Here is a 19622-nt window from a genome sequence, read left to right as displayed (position 1 = left end):
AAAAGCATGAAGTCTAAGCACCTGACCGGCATTTTGCTGGCCATCCTGGGGTCGTCTCTGTGGGGCGTGTCCGGCCCCGCCAGCACCGTTTTGTTCAACCAAGGCGTGGCTGTCGCCTGGCTGATCAGCTCCAAAATGCTGATCGCCGGGATCGTCACGCTGGGTTACGCCGCGGTCAAAACACCGCGCCTGTTGACCACGCCTTGGCGAACCCGCAAGGACGCCCTGCAGATGGTGGTGTTCGTGCTGTTTGGCATGATTGCCATGCAGTTCGTCTACTTCAAGGCCGTGGCGGTGGCCAACGCGCCGACCGCCACCATCCTCCAGTACCTGTCGCCGATCGTGGTGCTGGTGGTCTTGGCCGTCAAAACGCTGACGCTACCGCGGCGCAGCGACGTGGTGATTATCGCCTTTGCGATGCTCGGGACGCTTTTGATCGTGACCAAGGGCCGGCTGACGACGCTGGCCATCACGCCGCAGGCCCTGTTTTGGGGGCTGTTGGCGGCCGTTGCCGCGGCGACCTACACGCTGTTGCCCGGCGAGCTGCTCCAGCGTCACTCGCCCCTGGTAGTGACCGGCTGGGCCCAGCTGTTGGGCGGACTTTTGATGACCGTTTGGGCCCCGTTTTGGCGGCAGGTGCCGCACCTCACCGCCTTTGGCTGGGGTTGCTACGCGTTCGTCGTGATCGGTGGCACCATCGTCGCCTACCTGGTCTATTTGGCCAGCCTGCAGTACATCACGCCGACGGCCGCCAGCCTCCTGGACGCCTTTGAGCCGCTGGCCGCGACGGTGATCGCCGTCTTGTTTCTCGGGACGCGGCTGAGCGGCTGGGAGCTGGTCGGCGGCCTGGTGATCATCGGCATAGTGGTGGCGATGGCGCTTTTGGCCCCCAAGGCCCCGGGCGAGTCGACCGCCCCTTAAAGACACCAATAGGCCCGAACCGCGCAATCGCGTGGCTCGGGCCTATTGCGGTCACCTCACCGGGATGTTGGCGGTGAGCTAACGGTGGTGCGACTTGCTGGGATCGGTGTTGGGGAAGTCCCGGAGCAGGTTCGGCAGGCGAACCTGGCGCTGGTCTTGGCGCAAGCCGAGGATGTAGCCGTTTTTGACCCGCAGCGTGTAGGTGACCTTGGGTTGAAGCTTGAGGGGCCGCCCCTGGGCATCGACCAGTGGGTAGCCGGTTGGCAAATCAGACATGACGACGCCTCCTTCGGGTGAGTCGGGCAGCTCAAGATGCTCACCCACGCTCAGTATACACCCGCCTGCGACCGGTAGCGGGGCTTGGCGGCACCTTAACCAAAACATCGGCGGCGCGGCGCCTTCACGCTGGCCCGCAAAAATGCTACAATAGACGCAATTACGATAATGGAGGGCCACACACATGGATCAATTTGGGGTCAGTGAACTGGCGGATTGGCTGGAAAGCAACACCGAGGCGCTGCTGGCAAAGAAGGTCAAGCTGCCGCTGGACCGCGTGTTTGCCGCGGTGGATTACCTGGCGGTGCTGTCGCACCCGGCCGCGACCTACCTCGACATGCCGCAGGGGACTTACTACCGAGAGGAATCCGATCACAAGCTGAACCTGCTCGCGGATGATCAGCCGCTGGCGGCACTGCAAGATCGCATCATGGTCAACCACGTCGACGGCTCGATCGTGGGTGACGTGCTGAACTTCACCTACAACCACGAACCGGTCTTCGAACCGGATTATTCGGCCAAAAAGGACCTGAACCTGGTCAAGTACGGCTTCGAGGTCATCGGGGCGGTTGCGACCTCGGGCCATCGCGCCACCGTGACGGCGGCTTTGGCCAAGGACGCGGTGGTCACCCTGGTGGTGGCCGCGGCCCGGTTCGCCGAGTGGCAGAAGTAGGCTGGCGTTAACGCGCGGCTGCGACTGGATCGTGTGGTTGGCGGCGCTGACGTCAGCGCCGCCGAAGCCCAGGAACGGTTAGTCTGCGGCCGGCACCAGCCAGTCGGTGTCCAGTAGCTGGTGCAGCCGCGTGGAGACCGGCACCCACAATTTAGCTTTGACAATGGCGCTGATGACCGCCCAAAACTGGGGGTCGTCGCGCTGTTTTTGATTGGTTTCGATCACCAGCGGGGCGCCGTTCTCCAGGTGAGCGGTGATGGTGGGGTAGGTGATCTGGTCGAGCTGGGCGGTGTAGACGTTATTTTGAAGTTTCATATGTAAGATCCTTTCACGAGAGGCGGGGGCGTTGCGTTATCAACAAAACCATCATAACCAACGCCTGTGAGCGTTCGGCGCAGGATTCAAGACGATAATGTGAAGGCTTTCTAAAGCTAAGGTAAAGATGCAAGCGACGTCGAGCTACGCTATACTGAAGACAGTGTGTTTGATGATTCACAAAAAGGCGTCATTGATGCGCCTAGCTAGGACCGGGCCAACGTCCGTCCCTGCGCTAGTCGCGCCGCTAAACCCGCCTCGTTCCACCCTCTAAACGGGCGCCGCCGAGCATCGCCGACGCGGCCAGCTAGGTCCGGCACTCGAAGCAAGGACCGCTTCAAGCGCCAGCCCTACGCTGGCCGGTCGGCTAAACGCTCGGCTATGCCCTCTAAACGGGTTCCACGAGGCAACGCGGATGCGCCTAGCTAGGACCGGCCGCCGGCCCAAGGACCGGGCCAACGTCCGTCCCTGCGCTAGTCGCGCCGCTAAACCCGCCTCGTTCCACCCTCTAAACGGGCGCCGCCGGGCATCGCCGACGCGTCCAGCTAGGTCCGGCACTCGAAGCAAGGACCGCTTCAAGCGCCAGCCCTACGCTGGCCGGTCGGCTAAACGCTCGGCTATGCCCTCTAATCGAAAGGATTGTGATACTTGTGACCGATGTTCGGCGCTTGACTGCAGAAGATGAGGCGAGCTTTTACGCGCTTGCCCGTTACGCGTTCCACAAGCCGCAAAGCCCGACGCGCGACCGCGCCTTTGCCAGCTTATACGACCACAGCGCGGCCTGGGGGACCGGCAGCCCGTTGACCTCTGGGCTGCTCGGGACCCACTTCACCGTGGATCTGGCCGGCGTCGCCTACAAAATGAGCGGCGTGGGGTACGTCGCCAGCTACCCCGAGGCGAGCGGCAAGGGGGGCATCCACACCATCATGGAACAGGCCTTCGCCGACATGCGGGCCAACGGGGAGACGCTGTCTTACCTGGCGCCGTTTTCCGCCCCGTTTTACCGCCGCTTCGGCTACGAAGGGGCGTTCGACCAGGTGACCCACGAAATCGATGCGGCGGCCCTGCCAAAGGTGCCGCGCCATTCCGGCGCGGTGGCCGTGGATCGGGTACCGTTTCGCGCGGCCATTGAGGCGATGACCACGGTGTACGGTCGCAGCAAGGAAACCACCCGGGGCGGGTTGCGCCGCGCCGACTGGTGGTGGCTGAACATGGCCGATCACTACCCGAGCCGCGAGGTGGCCGTGGCGAGCCTCGGCGATCACCCGACCGGCTACGTGATTTACGAACGCACTGGCGACCTGTTTTGGGTGCATGAGCTGTTTTACGACGACCTGGACAGCCTGCTGGCCCTAGTTCAGTTCTGCGCCGCTCACCGCACGGCCTTCGCGCGTTTTCGCTACACCACCGGCGACCCCGAGTCGCTGCACGACCTGCTGCCGGATCCCAGCGCCTTGCGGTCGTCGGTTCGCGCGTTCATGATGGCGCGAATCGTCGACGTCAAGGACTTCATGACCCGCTACCCGTACCAGGTCTCGGACCTGGCCCCGGTGGTGTTCGGCATTCAGGATGCCAACATCCCGGACAACGACGGGCGGTGGCGCCTGGCCATCAACGACGGCCAGGCGAGCTTCGAGCGCGACACCAGCGGGGTGCCAGCCATCACCTTGAGCATTCAGCAGCTGGTGAAGGTGACCTTCGGGGTGCGGTCCCTGCGCGATGCCTACAACCTCGGCCTGATCGATGGCGACCCGTTCACGGTGGCTAGCCTCGACGATGCCTTTTTGCAGCGGCAGACGCAGCTGTTCGATTACTTCTAAGCCGCTTCCTTGAAAAAGCGTTGACTCGCGGGTCAACGCTTTTTTCGTTCCTACGGCCGCACGGGATTGCGGCGACGGGTGGTTGACTCGATAAGCGTTGACTCACGAGTCAACGACCGCCTATACTCACCTCGATAGCAATCCAAAAGAGGCAAGACCTCACGGGAGGAAGAAATCATGACCGAAGTAGTGGCAATCAATCACTTGCAGAAGCGATTCGGGAAGTTCGAGGCGCTCAAGGACATCACGCTGACCGTCAACTCGGGCGAGGTGTTCGGCTTCATCGGCCCCAACGGCGCGGGGAAGTCGACCACCATCCGGACGCTGTTGGGCATCCTGAAGGCCAGCGGCGGCTCCGCGACCATTTTTGGCCAGGACGTCTGGACGGACGCCGTGGCGATTCACAAGCGCCTCGCGTATGTGCCCGGCGACGTGTACCTGTGGCCGAACCTGACCGGCGGCGAGGTGATCGACCTGTTCCTGAAGATGAACGGGGAGCGGCACAGCGCCCACACCGATGAGCTGATCAAGCTGTTCGAGCTCGACGCGACCAAGAAGTGCCGCACTTACTCCAAGGGGAATCGCCAGAAGGTCGCGCTGATCGCCGCCTTCTCCAGCGACGCGGCGCTGTACGTGTTCGATGAGCCAACCAGTGGCCTCGACCCCTTGATGGAAGAGGTGTTCCAGACGCAGGTGCTCGCGCTGAAACGGGCGGGTAAAAGCGTGCTGCTGTCCTCGCACATCCTAAGCGAGGTCGAGCGCATGTGCGACCGCATTGGGATCATTCGCGAGGGCCGCATCATCGAAACCGGTACGCTGGATGCGATGCGGCAGCTGTCGCGCAGCACCGTGCGGGTGACCACCACGGCGCCGCTCGCCGACATCGCCAAGCGCCCGGACGTCCACCAGTTCAAGGCGGAGGGGGACCACACCGCGACGTTCGCCGTCGACTCGGAGAACCTCGGGGCCGTGATCACCACGCTGACTGGGCTTGGCATCGTGACGCTTCAGAGCACGCCACCGACGCTTGAGGACCTGTTCCTGCGCTACTATAACCAAGGTGGTGAGCACGATGGCCAATAAGTTCAAGTCCGTGGGCCTGGTGCTGGCGTTGAACCTGCGCCGGGACTGGCTTAAGATTGTGTTTTGGCTCCTCGGCCTGGGCGGGTTGATGACCGCCGCGGCCGCGAAGTTCGACGGCCTGTATTCGACCCAAAAGGCGATGTCCTCAATCGCCGAGACCCTAAGCACGCCGGCGATGGTCAGCATGTTCGGCCCGTTCACGCCCAAGCCGCCGTATACCGTGGCCGTGATCTACGGCGCGATGATGATGGTCTTCATGGGACTGTTCGCGGCGATGATGAACGTGTACTTCGCCGTGCATGCCACCCGCGTCGAGGAGGACGCCGGTCGCACCGAGTTCATCTTGGCCCACGCGGTCGGGCGCCAAAGCCCGCTGGCCGCGGCGATTCTGGAGCTGGCGGCGATCAACCTGGTCGCCGGCGTCTTGGAGGCACTGGGGCTGCAGGCCGCGAACATGACCGGGGGTTCTGCGGCGGGTAACTGGCTGTTCGGGCTGGGGCTGGCGGCGTTTGGCTTCATGTTCGGCTGCTTCTCGCTGTTGCTCGCCCAGGTCGCAAGCTCCGGGCGCAGCGCGACGATTCTCAGCTACGTCCTGCTCGGCGGCCTGTACGTGGTGCGGATGGGTACCGACGTTCAGAATCCGGACCTGAGCTGGTGGACGGTTTTTGGCTGGATTGAAAAACTCAACCTCTACACCAAGAACACCTGGTGGCCGCTGCTTTTGATGCTCGGCCTGAGCGCGGTGCTGCTGGTCGCGGCCGTTGCGCTGTCAACCGCCCGTGACACCGGGGCCGGGCTGATCCAGCCGCGGCCCGGTCGCGCCCGCGCCTCGCGCTTCTTGGCCGGACCGCTCACGCTGCTGGCGCGGCTTGAGCGCACCAGCACGCTGATCTGGCTGGTGTCCTTGTTCATCTTGGGCGCAAGCTACGGCTCGATTTTTGGCACCGTTGGTGACCTGGTCAAGACCAACCCGGCGATCGGGCAGCTGATGGGGACTGGCGCTTTGCACGCCGCCGGTCGCACCATGGTGTTGACCTTCGCCAACAAGCTGAGCATCATTTTCGCCGTGGTGGCGACGATTCCTGCGGTGATCACGCTGCTGAAGCTCAACGGTGACGAGCGCGGTGGTTACCTCGAGCTGGTGCATGCCAAGCCGGTGTCTCGGCTGCGCCTGTACATCAGCTTCCTGGTCCATGCGGTGCTGGTTGGGTCTGCGGCGCTTGTGCTGGGCATCCTCGGCATGGCCGTGGCCGGCTCGGCCAGCCTGACCGCCACCCCGATCTCGATTGCGCGTTACCTACGGGCCTTTGTCGGCTACTGGCCGGCGATGCTGGTGACGCTGGGCGTTGTGATGGTGGTGATTGCGGTGTTGCCGCGGCTTCAGGCCTGGGTCTGGGCGATTCCAATTTACGGCGTGCTGTCCCTGTACCTCGGGAACATGATCGGGCTGCCGGAGTGGGCGACCAAGATCACCCCGTACGGCTGGGTCAACCTCGTGCCGGCTTCGGCCATTGACTGGGGGGCTTTCGCCTGGATGACCGCGCTTGGCCTCGCCTTGATGGTCGCAGGTTACGTCGGCTACAAGCGGCGCGACCTGCTGACCAACTGAGGGCGCCGTGGGTGCGGCAAGAGACGCGGCCAAGGAACAGCGCATCCTGACCGCGGCGATGCACGAGTTCGCGCGAGCGGGCTATCGCGACGCCAAGACCGACGTGATTGCCAAGGAGGCCGGCGTCTCCAAGGGCCTGGTTTTCCATTATTTTCAGAGCAAGGCGAACCTCTACGTGGCGGCGGTGCGGTGGACGCTGCAGCGGATCAACGCCATCGCCGACTGGACCGTGTGGCAAAAGGCGCCGGACCTGCCGACCATGGTACGACGGGCGATGCGCTACAAGCTGAAGCTGCAAGTCGAGTACCCCGACGAGTTCGCGCTGAGCCTCGCCGCCTATTCGGACGGCAGCCAACTGCCGGAGGCGCTGAGGCCCAAGCTTCAGGCGCTGTGGCAAGACGAGATTCAAGGCGCCGTGCCGCAGCTGACCGGGCCGGTGTTCGGCCGGATGCACCTGCGCGAGGGTGTGGCGGCGACGACGGTGCAAAGCCTGGTGGTGATGATGAGCGACCTGATCTCCACCAAGGCCAAGGCTTTCATGCACCAACACCCCGACGCGACGGTGGCCGACCTCGAATTTCTGGTCGACGACACACTGGCGATTCTCGATGTGATGGAGCACGGCTTCCTGGCGCCGGAAGGGTCGACCGGCAACACCGCCGGCTCAGGCGCCGCGGCGAGCGGTCCCAACGCCCCAGGCGTGGCCGCGTCAGACCCGGCCGCGGCCAGCGGCCCGGGTCAGCCAGTCCCGGGCGGCGTCGGGCCGCAAAAGGCGAATGAGCCGCCGGCCACCAAACGCCCGGCAAACGATAACTGAACTCTCAGGCAGCGGCCATCGACCGCTGCTTTTTGTGTGTCTTGACACACCGAATTCTTAGCGAAAAATAGGCCGGGCCTCACCGCGCCGCTGGTCCGGACCTGTTACGCTGGTGGCGTCTACCATTCTGGTGACCGGAATATTCGAAGAGAAAGTCGGGGGAATTATGTCAGAAGACAATAAGCAATTGCGCTGGTACAACGTCGCCTTGATCGCCTTTGTGGCGGTGTGGGGCCTCGGCAACGTGGTGAACAACTAGGCGCTGCAAGGCCCGTCCGTCATTGTGTCCTGGGTGCTGATTATGGCGCTGTACTTCGTGCCTTACGCCTTAATCGTCGGCCAGCTGGGCTCGGCGTTCAAGGACGAGGCCGGCGGGGTGGCCAGCTGGATTCGCAACACGTCGACCAAGCGCCTGGCCTACTACGCCGCCTGGACCTACTGGGTGGTTCACGTGCCGTACTTGGCGCAAAAACCAAGCGGCATTCTGGTGTCTTTGAGCTGGCTGTTTCAAGGCAACGGCAAGTTCGTCAATGAGGTCGACTCTCGGCTGGTGTCCCTGATCGCGCTGGTGATTTTCCTGGTGTTCTTGTGGTTGGCCTCGCGGGGGCTGACCACGCTCAACCGCATCGGCTCGGTGGCCGGTACCGCGATGTTTGTGATGTCTTTGCTGTTCATCCTGCTGGCGGTGTCGGCGCCGTTCATGGCCCATGCCCCGGTGGCCACGGCTCACTTGGACAAGCTGAAGACCTACCTGCCGAGTTTTGACCTCGGCTACTTCGCCTCGATTTCGATGCTGGTGTTTGCCGTCGGTGGGGCGGAGAAAATCTCGCCGTACGTCAACCGCACTAAAAACGCGGCCAAGGAGTTCCCCCGGGGGATGCTGGTCTTGGCGCTGATGGTGGCCGTCTGCGCGTTGCTCGGTTCCTTTGCCATGGCGCTGCTCTTTGACGCCAACCACCTGCCCAAGGACCTGATGGCCAACGGCGCCTACATGGCCTTCGCCAAGCTCGGCGGCTACTACCACGTCGGCAATATTTTCGTGATTCTCTACGCGCTGGCCCAGGCACTGGCGCAGATCTCGGCCTTGGCCTTTTCCATCGATGCGCCGCTGCGTATTTTGCTGGGCGACGCGGATCCCGAGTTCGTGCCGGCCGGGCTGGCCAAGCTCGACGACCGCGGCACCCCGACGCGCGGCTACCTGATGACCGGCATTTTGGTCAGTCTGCTGATCATGGTGCCGACGCTTGGCATCAAGAACATGAACGCGCTGTACAACTGGATGCTCAACCTCAACGCGGTGGTGATGCCGATGCGCTACCTCTGGGTATTTTTGGCCTACATCCTGTTGAACCAGCAGCTCAAGAAGTTCCCGTCGGCCTACCGCTTCGTCAAAAACAAGTACGCGGGGATGGCCATCGGCGCGTGGTGCCTGGTGTTCACCGCCTTCGCCTGCCTGCTGGGCATGGTGCCGAAGGTCAACTTCGCCAAGGAGCCCGGCACCTGGTGGTTCCAGTTGGCACTGAACATTGTGACGCCGCTGATTCTGCTGGCGCTGGGCCTGATTCTGCCGGCGATTGCGCGGCGGCACCGCGGCAAACAGGCGGCCTGACGCCAGCTTGCCGGGCAGGTTCACCGATCGAATTGGGGCCGGTCGCTTGCGACCGGCTTTTTGGCGTGGTGGGGCCGCGCTGCCGGATTGGGTTTGACACCCGTCGGCTCGCGGCCCATTATTAAGTTAATCCACTGAACGATGGGGGCGTTAGATTGGCTGGATTAACGATTTATATTGGGGATATTTTTCTGGCCGTGGTCAGCACCCTGGGGTTCATGACGGTGTACACGCAGATCGATGCCGGGACCAAAAGGCGGCTGGCGCAAAAGCGCAGCCTCAGCCGCTTGGCCGGCAGCCTACCGAAGCTGGCCTACATCGGCGCCATCCTGATTCTGCTGCGGGGCCTTGAGATTGGGGCCCCGGCCGAGCCGTACTGGCTGTTCGTCAACCTGCAGCTGATCATCTTGGTTTACAGCAACTTCCTGGTGCAGTCGGTGCCGGCCGCCTTGGGGCTGCAGACGCTGGGGCTGGTGCTGTTCGTGTCGACCGGCGGCATCAACTGGGTGACCGGGCCGCTGTACCTGGCCGCCTGCCTGCTGGTGTATTCTGAACGCTTCTGGGGCAAACGCGCGGCGCAGCACCAGCTGCTGTACCTGGTGGTGCCGATTCTGATTGGCGCGGTGTTTTGGCTGGCGGTGGCCACGGAGTTCCCGACGGTCACCCGAGCCGGCGGCATCGCCCATTTTCTGGGCTACGGCTGGGCCTACCTGGCGCTTTGGGATTACGAGCATTATCAACGCAAGGACCAGCAGGTGCTGGCGCAGCTGACCCGCGATGTGCAGTACGACGCGCTGACGCAGGTTCGCAACTGGGCGATGTTCCAGCGCGATTTCTCCACCCAATACGCCGCGCTTGACGCCGAACACCCCAACCTCGCACTGGTGGCGCTTGATGTCGACCACTTCAAATGGATCAACGATGACCACGGCCACCTGGTCGGCAACCAGGTGCTGATGACGGTGGCCAGCCAGCTTGAGGCCAAGCTGCAGCAACGCGACGCCGCCTTTCAGCTCTACCGCACCGGCGGCGAGGAGTTCGCGATGATTCTGCCCGGCCTGACGCTTTCGGAGGCCCAGACGCTGGTGGCCGATTGCCAAAAGCTGCTGCGGGGCCTGGTGATTCGCCACGCGACCGGTGAGCTTCGCATCACCGCCTCCTTTGGCCTGGCGATGGCCACCCCGCAGGACGGCAGCCCGACGGCGGTGTTCAAACGCGCCGACCGCTACTTGTACCAGTCCAAAACCGCCGGCCGCGACCGGGTGACCGTCGAGGGCCAGGCCGCCTGACAGGCGCCATCGAACCACGCAAAAACCGTTCGTCTCGTGATGCGACGAACGGTTTTTGCGTGGGTGGGCTTGGCAGCGGGGGCCCGGCGGTCGGGGGGCGCCGGGGCCGCGAAGCCCGGGTGTTGCGACTTAGTGGCGGTCGACGTAAGGCGCGTATTCCGCGGCCAGGCGGCGGCTCAGCGCCTCGCGCTGTTCGGGCGGGATGAAGGCGGCGGCCGCCGCGGTTTGGTTGAAGGCGAGCAGATCGGCGTAGGTCACGCCGAACAGCTGGCCGAACAGCTCGTACTCGCGGGCCAGCGTGGTGTTGGACACGGTGCGGTTGTCGGTGTTGATCGTGATTTTGGCCCCGGCGGCCCGCAGCGCCTTGAAGGGGAATTCGGCCAGGTTATTGGCGGCCTTGGTCTGCAGGTTGGAGGTCAAACACAGCTCCGCCACCGCACCGGCCGCGACGAAGCGCTGAATCAGGGCAGGGTCTTGCCCGATGGCGGTGGCGTGGCCGATGCGCCGCACCCCGGCGGCCAAGGCGTCCGCGATGTTGGCGGCGCAGTGGCACTCGCCGGCGTGGAAGGTCATCGGCAGGCCAAGCGACTGCGCGAACTGCAGCGAGGCCGCCACGGTGGCCGGCGGGAAGGCGGCCTCATTGCCGGCAAAATCGCCGCCGCCGACCCCGCGGCCGACCAAGGGGGCCGCCGCGGCAAAAATCGCCTGGGTCACCGGCGCCGGGCTTTGGCGCATTCCGCACACCAAGGCGTTGGCCTGCACGCCGAACTCGGCGCTGGCCGCGGCGAGCCCGGCAATCACGGCCTCGATGGCCTCAAGCGCCGACAGCTCACCGTCCATCGAAAACTCCGGGGCGAAGCGAACCTCGATGTACCGCACGTTTTCCGCCGCGGCCTGGGCGACCACGTCGTGAGCCGCCAACCGCAGCGCCGGGGCGGTTTGAAGCAGCGGCCGAATGACATCGAAGGGCCGCAGGTAATCCATCAAGGACTGCGCATCGGGTGGGGCGCAGACCTTGGCCTGCAGCGCCGCGTCGTCTGCCGGCAGTGAGACGTTGGCCTGTGCCGCAAGCCTACGAATGACGGGTAAAGACAGCGACCCGTCGAGGTGGCAGTGAAGTTCGACTTTGCCGAGCTGGTGCAAAATTTGTGCGTCCATGTGAGCCTCCTGATCGTCAATCTGAAACTCTGGTCTGAATACGCTATACTATAGATATTAACACGCAAGGGAGTGGTGACGCATGCGGATGGTTGACTTGATTACCAAAAAACGCGACGGCGGCGAGCTGACGGCGGCCGAGCTGAACTGGCTGATCGCGGGGTACGTCGACAATACGGTGCCGGATTACCAGATGAGCGCCTTTTTGATGGCGACGTACTTCAAGGGGATGACGGACGCGGAGCAAACCGCGCTGGCCATGGCGATGCTGCATTCCGGCGACCGGCTGGACCTCAGCGGCATTCCCGGCGTCAAGGTGGACAAGCACTCGACCGGCGGCGTCGGCGACAAAATTTCGCTGCCGCTGGCGCCTTTGGTGGCCTGCCTCGGGGTGCCGGTGCCGATGATCTCCGGGCGGGGGCTGGGCCACACCGGCGGCACCCTGGACAAGCTCGAGAGCATTCCGGGCTTCACCGTCGCCGAGACCGAGCGGCAGTTCAAAGACCAGGTCGCCACGATTCGCCAGGCCATCGTCTCAAGCTCCAAGGCGCTGGCGCCGGCCGACCGGCTGCTTTACGCCCTGCGCGACGTGACCGGCACCGTCGAGTCGATTCCCCTGATTGCAAGCTCCATCATGAGTAAGAAGCTGGCCTCCGGCACGGACGCCTTGGTGTTCGACGTCAAGGTCGGCAACGGCGCCTTCATGAAGACGCCGGCCCAGGCCGAAAAGCTTGCCCGCGCCTTGGTCGCCATCAGCAAGCAGGCCGGCGTGGCCGCCGTGGCGCTGTTGACCGACATGAGCCAGCCCCTGGGTGTCACCATCGGCAACAGCCTGGAAGTGGCCGAGGCCATCGCCATCCTCAAAAACCGCGGGCCCAAGGACGTGCGGGATCTGACCGTGGCGCTGGCGGCCCACATGCTGGTGCTGGGCCAACGCGCGGCAAGCCTCGAGGTCGCGACCGGAATGTGCGAGGATGCGCTCAAGGACGGCCGGGCCCTGCGCGCGTTCAAGCAGCTGATTGAGGCGCAAGGCGGCGACGTCAGCGTCGTGGCCGATCCGCGCCGGCTGCCACAGGCCAAGTTCAAGGTCCCGGTCACGGCCACGACCGCAGGGGTGGTCACGGCCATCGATGCCAATGCCCTGGGCACCGCCGTGATGCAGCTGGGCGGCGGCCGCCAGACGCTTGATTCCAAGCTTGACCTCGCCGTCGGGCTGGTGTTGCATAAGAAGGTCGGCACCCCGGTGTCGGTCGGCGACACGCTGGCCACGATCCACGCCGATCAAGAAGACGTGGCGCAGGTGGCCACGGCGGTTGCCGCCGCCTACACCATTGGCCAAGCGGCGCCGGCCAAGCAGCCGCTGATTCAGCAGGTGATTCGCGCCTGATTCCGCACCGCGAAAATCCGCCCCTGTGCCGATACATTTTGGCTTCGGGCGTGTATGATGGTGGCAAAAGCACAAAGGAGTGACCGACATGCGTCATCACGAGAACATCACGATTCGCCGCTTCGCCAAGGCCGACCTGACCGCGTTCGCCGATTGGGTGCGACCGCAGATCACCGGCGCCAGCCTGAACATGGCCGTCATCACCGACACCCACGACCGCACCAAGCTGTCGCGCAGCTTTTACGGCCCCAACGGCTACTGGCACCTGCTGGAGCAGCACTGGCTGACCGGCGAGCTGCCGATCGACTGGCGCGTCCACCTGGGCGATCTGGTTGACGGCTCGGAACCCGCCTTTTTGACCCAGTGGCGGCTGCGCAACATCGTCAGCGACTACGCGGCGACCGCGCTGCCTTACGTGATCACCAAGGGCAACCACGACGACAACGACAAGTTCGCCGAGCGCAACCGGCGCTTCACCGGCAGCTTCCACCCCTGGGTCTTCAACGAGTACGTGTTCGCCAAGATGAAGGCGCAAGTCGGGGCCCCGCTCGTGTCGGCCCACGGGCTGTCCGTGTTCGACTGGGCCAACATTCGCGTGATTACCTTGAACACCTCGGATGTGCCGGTGCGGTGGCTCGGTGGCCGCAAGAACTACGACGTCAAAAAGACTTTGGCGGTGACGGCCGCGCAGGTGCAGGAGCTGATCGACGCCCTGCAGTCGGCCGGGTCGCGCGACGTGTTGATCATGAGCCACGCCCCGGTGATGACCAGAAGTGGCAAGCCCGGGCTGCGCTTTAACGGCCGCCAGGTCCACGAGGTGCTTCGCGCGTTCAACGCCAAGCTCGCCGGGCAGGTGACTTTCGGGGAGCACCCAGACTTTGGGGGGCAGGCGCAGTTTGATTTTAGCCACACGAAGGGCACGATCATCGCCAGCCTCGCCGGCCACTGGCACACCGAAGAGGACTTTGCGGTCAACGGGATTCACTACTGCCTGCTGAACACCGCCGCCTTGATGGGGCGCAACCACGGGCTGACCACGCGCTTCAACCGCAAGTGGAACCGCCTGATCAACACACCCAGCGAGTACGCCGGCTACGTGGTGTCGATCAACGCCGCCACCCGCCGGCTCGGGGTGTTCGGCTACGGGGCCGCGACCCCGTCGCGCGTGTTCGGCTACTGAGGCGATTAATGGGATGAATCAAAAGGGCGGATCGCTGCGGTCCGCCTTTTTGATTGGCCGGACCAATCGGCGTGAAGTTGCGCAGGTCAACTTAAAAAATAACAGGGAAGCGCTTGCAAAAATTCGGAACCCGTGCTATACTTTAGTCAAGGTCAAGGAAGGATTGCTCAGCCAGTCAACCAAGTCTCATCAGCTTCGAAGGAAGATCCCGGCAAGTCGTTCAACACAGGATGACGCACTGAGCTCCGGAAACACCAGAAACACAGCATTAACTGCAAAGAACCGGTAACACGAAATTGGAGGTGTGAGTCTAATAACAAGGCTCAACGAACCAAGCGTGACCACTGCGAGTTAAAGGTGCAACACGGGTAATTAGCATAACACCAAACAACGCCAAGTAATTAGGCCGCACCATGCAATACCGCAGTCTAAGCGTACAAGTGAATATCAGAACAGTTTGAGGTGGAACCATCAATTTAATGTCACTGCAAGTTTATCGTCACCAGCTGACAATCACCCTGACCTAGGACGCGCGCATGCCATCAACATGCGCGCGTCTGTTTGTGTGCCGCCACCGCCTTGGGCCCGGTGAACCGATCGCGCAACGGTGAGCTAAAACATTGACGGCCAAAATGGCAGGGCTTACACTAACCTTGGATGATTATTCTAGGACAGGGGGGCGGCCAAAGGCCTTGGCCGCAGCACGCCCACTGCCCATGGGGAACGGTCCGGGACATAAGCATTCCCAGTACCCCGCTCATACCAAGCCGAATCGGGCTTTCAACACACGTGTTTTCGCGTAACGGCGCCCACCTGCGGGCCCGAATACCAGGGTTGGACCTCCACCCACCGGCTGTTTAGTGTTCCGCCTACTCGCTTGCGAGGTAGCTGCGGCGGCGCATTACCGGTGGCTTGTGCCACTCGGCCGCAAGTCGCACCACGCCACTTGCGGCAACCACGATTCTCGCAACCAAGCAGCAAAACGGCCAAGGCCAGCGGCGATGCACGCGCCGCTGGCTTCGGCGCGGCCGCCGCCGGGGCAACCCGCGGCGGCTTTTTGGCGTGTCTGGGGTGGCCGCGGCCCGGGGTCAATTGCCCGTGACTCGAATTGCAGGTACAATGGGCTCAGAGAATGCAGATGGGAGACTGGACAATGAAATTCATTTCTTGGAACGTGAACGGGCTTCGCGCGGTGCTGAAGAAGGACTTTGAGGCGACCTTTGCGGCGCTTGACGCCGACTGGTTTTGCCTGCAGGAAACCAAGATGCAGGCGGGGCAAGTGACGCTTGACCTGCCCGGCTACCACCAGTACTTCAACTACGCCGAGCGCAAGGGGTATTCCGGCACCGCCATTTTCACCAAGCACGAGCCGCTGGCGGTCACGTACGGCATCGGCACCCCGGAATTGGACACCGAGGGCCGCGTGATCACGCTGGAGTATCCCAAGTTCTACCTGATCACGGTGTACACCCCCAACTCCGGCAGCGAGCTCAAGCGCCTAGACTTCCGCCAGGCGTGGGACAAGGCCTTTCTCGCCTACACCAAGACGCTGGCGGCCCAAAAGCCCTTGGTCTACTGCGGCGACTTGAACGTTGCGCATCAGGAAATCGACCTGAAGAACCCGAGTGCCAACCACCACAACGCCGGCTTCACCGATGAGGAACGCGCAGGCTTCACGACGCAGCTGGCGGCCGGCTTCACCGACTCCTTCCGCCACTTCTACCCGACATTGACCGACGCGTTCTCTTGGTGGAGCTACCGCTTCAACGCCAGAAGCCGCAACGCCGGGTGGCGCATCGATTACTTCGTGGCCAGCGCCGGCTTTGTGCCGTTCATGCAAGACGCCAGCATCCACAGCGAGATTTTGGGCAGCGACCACTGCCCGGTCGAGCTTGTGACCGCAGACCTGCTTTAGGAGGCAACATGGATTTTATCGCGATGGATTTTGAAACCGCCAACCGCAAACGCGCCAGCGCCTGCTCGCTGGCCCTGGTGGTGGTCCAAAACAGCCAGATTACCGACAGCTTCTACACCCTGATTGACCCCGAGGACGACTTTGAGCCGATGAACGTGCAGATTCACCACATTCGCCCGAGCATGGTGGTGGGTCAGCCGAACTTCGCCGGCGTGTGGCCGCACATCCAGTCGTTTTTCACCCGCAACCGGCTGGTGGTGGCGCATAACGCGCCCTTCGACGTGTCGGTGATGCGCCGCAGCCTGGAGCGCTACCACCTGGCCGTGCCGCGCTACCAGGTGATCGACACCGCGCAGACCAGCAAGCGGCTGATGCCGGAGCTGGACAACCGCAAGCTCGATACCGTCAGTGCGGCGCTGCACATTCCGCTGACCAACCACCACAACGCGCTGGCCGACAGCTACGCCTGTGCCCGCATTCTCTTGGCCCAGGCCGACCGCTTCGGGCTGGCGGCGCTGGCGCCTTTGACCAAGCTCACGGCGGCGTGATGTGTTAGACTGGTCAAAACGAAAGGAGTCGATAACTTGGTCGCAGAGATTCGCATGCTGCACAACGAGCCGCTGAGCCGTTACACGTTCACCAAAACCGGCGGTCCGGCCGACCTGCTGGCGTTTCCCAAAACCGTCGCGGAGGTTCGCCAGCTGGTCGCCATGGCTTGCGACCAAGGCCTGCCGCTGACGGTGATCGGCAACGCCTCGAACCTAATCGTCCAAGACGGCGGCATTCGGGGGTTGACCATGATTTTGACGGACATGGCCGAGGTCGCCGTCAGCGGCGACCGGGTGACCGCCCAGGCCGGGGCCCGGCTGATCGACACCACCGAGGCGGCCTACCGCGCCGGGCTGAGCGGCTTCGAGTTCGCCTGCGGCATTCCCGGCTCCATCGGCGGGGCGGTGTTCATGAACGCCGGCGCCTACGACGGGGACATCGCCTCGGTACTTGAAAGCGTCACGGTGCTGACGACGGCAGGTGAGCTGGCGACTTACAGCAACGCCGACATGGCCTTCAGCTACCGCCACAGCCTGGTGCAAGACAACGGGGCGATTGTCCTTTCGGCGACCTTCGCACTGACGCCGGGCGATCCGGTGGCGATTCGCACCAAAATGGATGACTTGAACGCCCGTCGCGCCGCTAAGCAGCCGCTGGAGTACCCGTCTTGCGGCTCGGTCTTCAAGCGGCCGCCGGATCATTACGTGGGGCCGATGATTCAACAGGCCGGCCTGCAGGGCCACATCATCGGCGGTGCCCAGATTTCCAAGAAACACGCCGGCTTCATCGTCAATATCGACCACGCCACGGCGACGGACTACCTGAACATGATTCACTACGTCCAGGCCAACATCTTCGAGCAATTCGGGCTGCACCTGGAGCCCGAGGTACGAATCATTGGGGCGGCGCAATAGCCGCCGAGACCGCAATCATCTGATTGCGGCCTTTTTTGTTGGCCGCGGCCCAGCCGGCGCCGCTGGCCGGGATCGCTCGGCGAGCCGCGTTGCCGGTGTCCCCGGCTAGCGGTGACACCGGCCGGCGCTACGTGCGACCTCGCCTTGCACCGCTGCACTTTTCGCGACCCGCCCTCACGCGATCGGGCCTTCACGGTGCCGCACGGGGAACACCGGCCGCGGTTTGCCGCAGGGGCGGCGGTTAGTGGCCGCGCGTGTTCGGTAATCCGCCGCACGGTGGCGGGAATCGCGGTTGAGCCTGCGCCACAGGCGGTCAGACCCGAACGTACCCTGTCATCAAATTGTCATCAATTTTTTTGCGCGGGGGCGTTGCTTTTTGGGGGTCAGTCGGTATAATGGGCTAGAATATTAAACTTAGAGTTTAGTTTTACCAAACAAGGAGGTGTCGCATGGACATCGGTCAGAGGATTCGCGACCTGCGAATCCAAAAGAACCTGACACAAGAGGAGCTGGGAGAGCGAACCGACCTGACGAAGGGGTACATCTCGCAGCTTGAGCACGATCAGGGCTCGCCTTCGATGGAGACATTCTTCGACATCCTGAACGTGCTGGGGCAGACGCCGGCGCAGTTTTTCACCGAAAACCGTGAGGACCAGCTGGTGTACACCGCAGAAGACCAAGTCGAGTACGAGGACGAAGAGCGGGGGTTCAACCTGCGCTGGCTGGTACCGGAGAGCAACGAGAACGAGATGGAGCCGGTTCGCATCAGCTTCGAACCGGGCGGCACCTTCAAAACCTTCGAGCCATCGCCGGCCGAAACCTTCGTCTACGTGACCAAGGGGCGGGTGACCCTCGAGCTCGGCGACAAGCACTACCTGGCCAAGCGTGGCGAGACGATCTACTTTCACGCGACCCAGCAGCACCGCATTGTCAACGCCGCCAAAACCGCCAGCGAAATCCTGCTGGTGGCCACGGCGTCTTACCTGTAAGTCCAGTTAGAGGAGTGGGGAGATTGAGCAACAACACCATCATTGAACTCAAGCACGTCAACAAGACCTACGGCGACACCGTCGTTCTCAAGGACGTGAACATCGAAATCGAGCGCGGCAAGTTCTACACGCTGCTGGGGCCTTCCGGCAGCGGCAAAACGACTATCTTACGCGCCATCAACGGCTTTTTGGACGTGACGTCCGGCGACGTTTTGTTCGAGGGCAAGCGGGTGAACGACATCCCGGCCAACGAGCGGCGCGTCAACACCGTTTTCCAAGACTACGCGCTGTTCCCGCACATGAACGTGTTCGAAAACGTCGCGTATGGCCTGCGCATCCAAAAGCTGCCCAAGGCCGAGATCAAAACGCGGGTGAAGGACGCCTTGCACATGGTGCGGCTGGACGACCTGGCCGACCGCGAAATTTCCGAGCTGTCCGGCGGCCAGCAGCAGCGCATCGCTATCGCCCGGGCCATCGTGCTGGAGCCTTCCGTGCTGCTGCTCGACGAGCCGTTGTCGGCGCTTGACGCCAAGCTGCGCAAGGACATGCAATACGAGCTGCGCGAGCTGCAGCAGCGGCTGGGCATCACGTTCTTGTTCGTCACCCACGACCAGGAAGAGGCGCTGGCGTTGTCCGACGAAATCTTCGTCATGAATGACGGCGAGGTCCAGCAAAGCGGCACCCCGGTGGACATCTACGACGAGCCGATCAACCACTTCGTCGCCGACTTCATCGGGGAAAGCAACATCGTCTCCGGCTACATGATTGAAGACTACCTGGTGGAGTTCAACGGCAAGCAGTTCGAATGCGCCGACGCCGGCATGCGGCCGCACGAGCAGGTCGAAGTCGTGCTGCGGCCCGAGGACCTCGACTTGACGGCGGTCGACAAGGGCAAGGTGACCGTCACGGTCGACACCCAGCTGTTCCGCGGCGACTACTACGAAATCGTGGCCTACGATGGCGCCCAAAACGAGTGGCTGGTGCATTCCACCAACCCGGCCAAGGACGGCGAGACGGTGGGGCTGACCTTCGATCCGGAGGACATCCACGTCATGCGCCTGAACGAATCGGAGGAGGACTTCGACGCGCGGCTTGAAAGCTACGAAGGTGAATAGGGG

Annotated in this window: 17 protein-coding genes and 1 pseudogene; 15 read left to right on the top strand and 3 right to left on the bottom strand. The window is 63.1% G+C overall.

Annotation, left to right across the window (positions count from 1 at the left end; genetic code table 11):
- Positions 1–6: 6 nt before the first annotated feature.
- Positions 7–921, top strand: coding sequence for a DMT family transporter (locus NUH19_RS04850; RefSeq protein ID WP_262315426.1), 915 nt, complete (start codon positions 7–9; stop codon positions 919–921).
- A gap of 78 nt (positions 922–999) precedes the next feature.
- Here the strand turns inward: NUH19_RS04850 and NUH19_RS04845 are convergent, their stop codons facing one another.
- The gene (locus tag NUH19_RS04845; RefSeq protein ID WP_262315425.1) at positions 1000–1197 is read right to left on the bottom strand and encodes a hypothetical protein; all 198 of its coding nucleotides are present in this window, start codon (positions 1195–1197) and stop codon (positions 1000–1002) included.
- A gap of 184 nt (positions 1198–1381) precedes the next feature.
- Between NUH19_RS04845 and NUH19_RS04840 the strand changes: the two genes are divergently transcribed.
- A complete protein-coding gene (locus NUH19_RS04840) occupies positions 1382–1870 on the top strand; it encodes a hypothetical protein (RefSeq protein ID WP_262315424.1) in 489 nt (162 codons plus the stop codon).
- A gap of 78 nt (positions 1871–1948) precedes the next feature.
- Here NUH19_RS04840 and NUH19_RS04835 read toward each other — a convergent pair whose 3' ends face one another.
- A complete protein-coding gene (locus tag NUH19_RS04835) occupies positions 1949–2185 on the bottom strand; it encodes a hypothetical protein (protein WP_262315423.1) in 237 nt (78 codons plus the stop codon).
- A 668-nt stretch (positions 2186–2853) separates the two neighbouring features.
- Between NUH19_RS04835 and NUH19_RS04830 the strand changes: the two genes are divergently transcribed.
- The 6 genes and pseudogenes from NUH19_RS04830 (at position 2854) to NUH19_RS04805 (ending at position 10412) form a co-directional block, all read left to right on the top strand.
- Positions 2854–4005 carry a GNAT family N-acetyltransferase gene (locus NUH19_RS04830; protein WP_262315422.1) on the top strand — a complete coding sequence of 384 codons (1152 nt, stop codon included), beginning with the start codon at positions 2854–2856 and terminating at the stop codon, positions 4003–4005.
- Positions 4006–4179: 174 nt separating this feature from the next.
- Positions 4180–5088: an ABC transporter ATP-binding protein gene (locus NUH19_RS04825; protein WP_262315572.1), complete on the top strand. Its 909-nt coding sequence runs from the start codon at positions 4180–4182 to the stop codon at positions 5086–5088.
- Positions 5078–6697 carry an ABC transporter permease gene (locus NUH19_RS04820; RefSeq protein ID WP_262315421.1) on the top strand — a complete coding sequence of 540 codons (1620 nt, stop codon included), beginning with the start codon at positions 5078–5080 and terminating at the stop codon, positions 6695–6697. Before NUH19_RS04825 ends, NUH19_RS04820 begins: the two co-directional genes overlap by 11 nt.
- A 7-nt stretch (positions 6698–6704) precedes the next feature.
- A complete protein-coding gene (locus tag NUH19_RS04815) occupies positions 6705–7514 on the top strand; it encodes a TetR/AcrR family transcriptional regulator (protein WP_262315420.1) in 810 nt (269 codons plus the stop codon).
- Positions 7515–7680: 166 nt separating this feature from the next.
- A pseudogene (locus NUH19_RS04810) lies at positions 7681–9123 on the top strand (APC family permease).
- Between the two features lie 155 nt (positions 9124–9278).
- A complete protein-coding gene (locus NUH19_RS04805; protein ID WP_262315419.1) occupies positions 9279–10412 on the top strand; it encodes a GGDEF domain-containing protein in 1134 nt (377 codons plus the stop codon).
- A 129-nt stretch (positions 10413–10541) separates the two neighbouring features.
- Here NUH19_RS04805 and add read toward each other — a convergent pair whose 3' ends face one another.
- Complete coding sequence (add, locus tag NUH19_RS04800; RefSeq protein WP_262315418.1) at positions 10542–11570, bottom strand: adenosine deaminase; 1029 nt, start codon at positions 11568–11570, stop codon at positions 10542–10544.
- A gap of 82 nt (positions 11571–11652) precedes the next feature.
- Here add and NUH19_RS04795 point away from each other — a divergent pair, with 82 nt between their 5' ends.
- The 7 genes from NUH19_RS04795 (at position 11653) to NUH19_RS04765 (ending at position 19619) form a co-directional block, all read left to right on the top strand.
- Positions 11653–12957, top strand: coding sequence for a pyrimidine-nucleoside phosphorylase (locus NUH19_RS04795; protein ID WP_262315417.1), 1305 nt, complete (start codon positions 11653–11655; stop codon positions 12955–12957).
- A gap of 88 nt (positions 12958–13045) precedes the next feature.
- Positions 13046–14137, top strand: a complete 1092-nt coding sequence (locus NUH19_RS04790) for a metallophosphoesterase family protein (RefSeq protein ID WP_262315416.1) — start codon at positions 13046–13048, stop codon at positions 14135–14137.
- Between the two features lie 1153 nt (positions 14138–15290).
- Entirely contained in the window at positions 15291–16052 is a 762-nt protein-coding gene (locus NUH19_RS04785) for an exodeoxyribonuclease III (RefSeq protein ID WP_262315415.1), read from the top strand.
- Between the two features lie 8 nt (positions 16053–16060).
- On the top strand, positions 16061–16600 hold the full coding sequence (locus NUH19_RS04780) for a 3'-5' exonuclease (protein WP_262315414.1): 540 nt from the start codon (positions 16061–16063) through the stop codon (positions 16598–16600).
- A gap of 54 nt (positions 16601–16654) precedes the next feature.
- A complete protein-coding gene (gene murB / locus NUH19_RS04775) occupies positions 16655–17515 on the top strand; it encodes a UDP-N-acetylmuramate dehydrogenase (RefSeq protein WP_262315571.1) in 861 nt (286 codons plus the stop codon).
- Between the two features lie 449 nt (positions 17516–17964).
- On the top strand, positions 17965–18504 hold the full coding sequence (locus NUH19_RS04770; protein ID WP_262315413.1) for a helix-turn-helix domain-containing protein: 540 nt from the start codon (positions 17965–17967) through the stop codon (positions 18502–18504).
- Positions 18505–18527: 23 nt separating this feature from the next.
- Positions 18528–19619 (top strand): ABC transporter ATP-binding protein, encoded by a 1092-nt coding sequence (locus NUH19_RS04765; protein WP_225049093.1) that lies wholly within the window; start codon positions 18528–18530, stop codon positions 19617–19619.
- The last annotated feature ends 3 nt before the right edge of the window (positions 19620–19622 follow it).

The sequence above is a fragment of the Lacticaseibacillus parakribbianus genome (assembly GCF_025490915.1).
GTDB lineage: Bacteria > Bacillota > Bacilli > Lactobacillales > Lactobacillaceae > Lacticaseibacillus > Lacticaseibacillus parakribbianus.
This window is presented reverse-complemented; position numbering and strand designations above follow the sequence as displayed.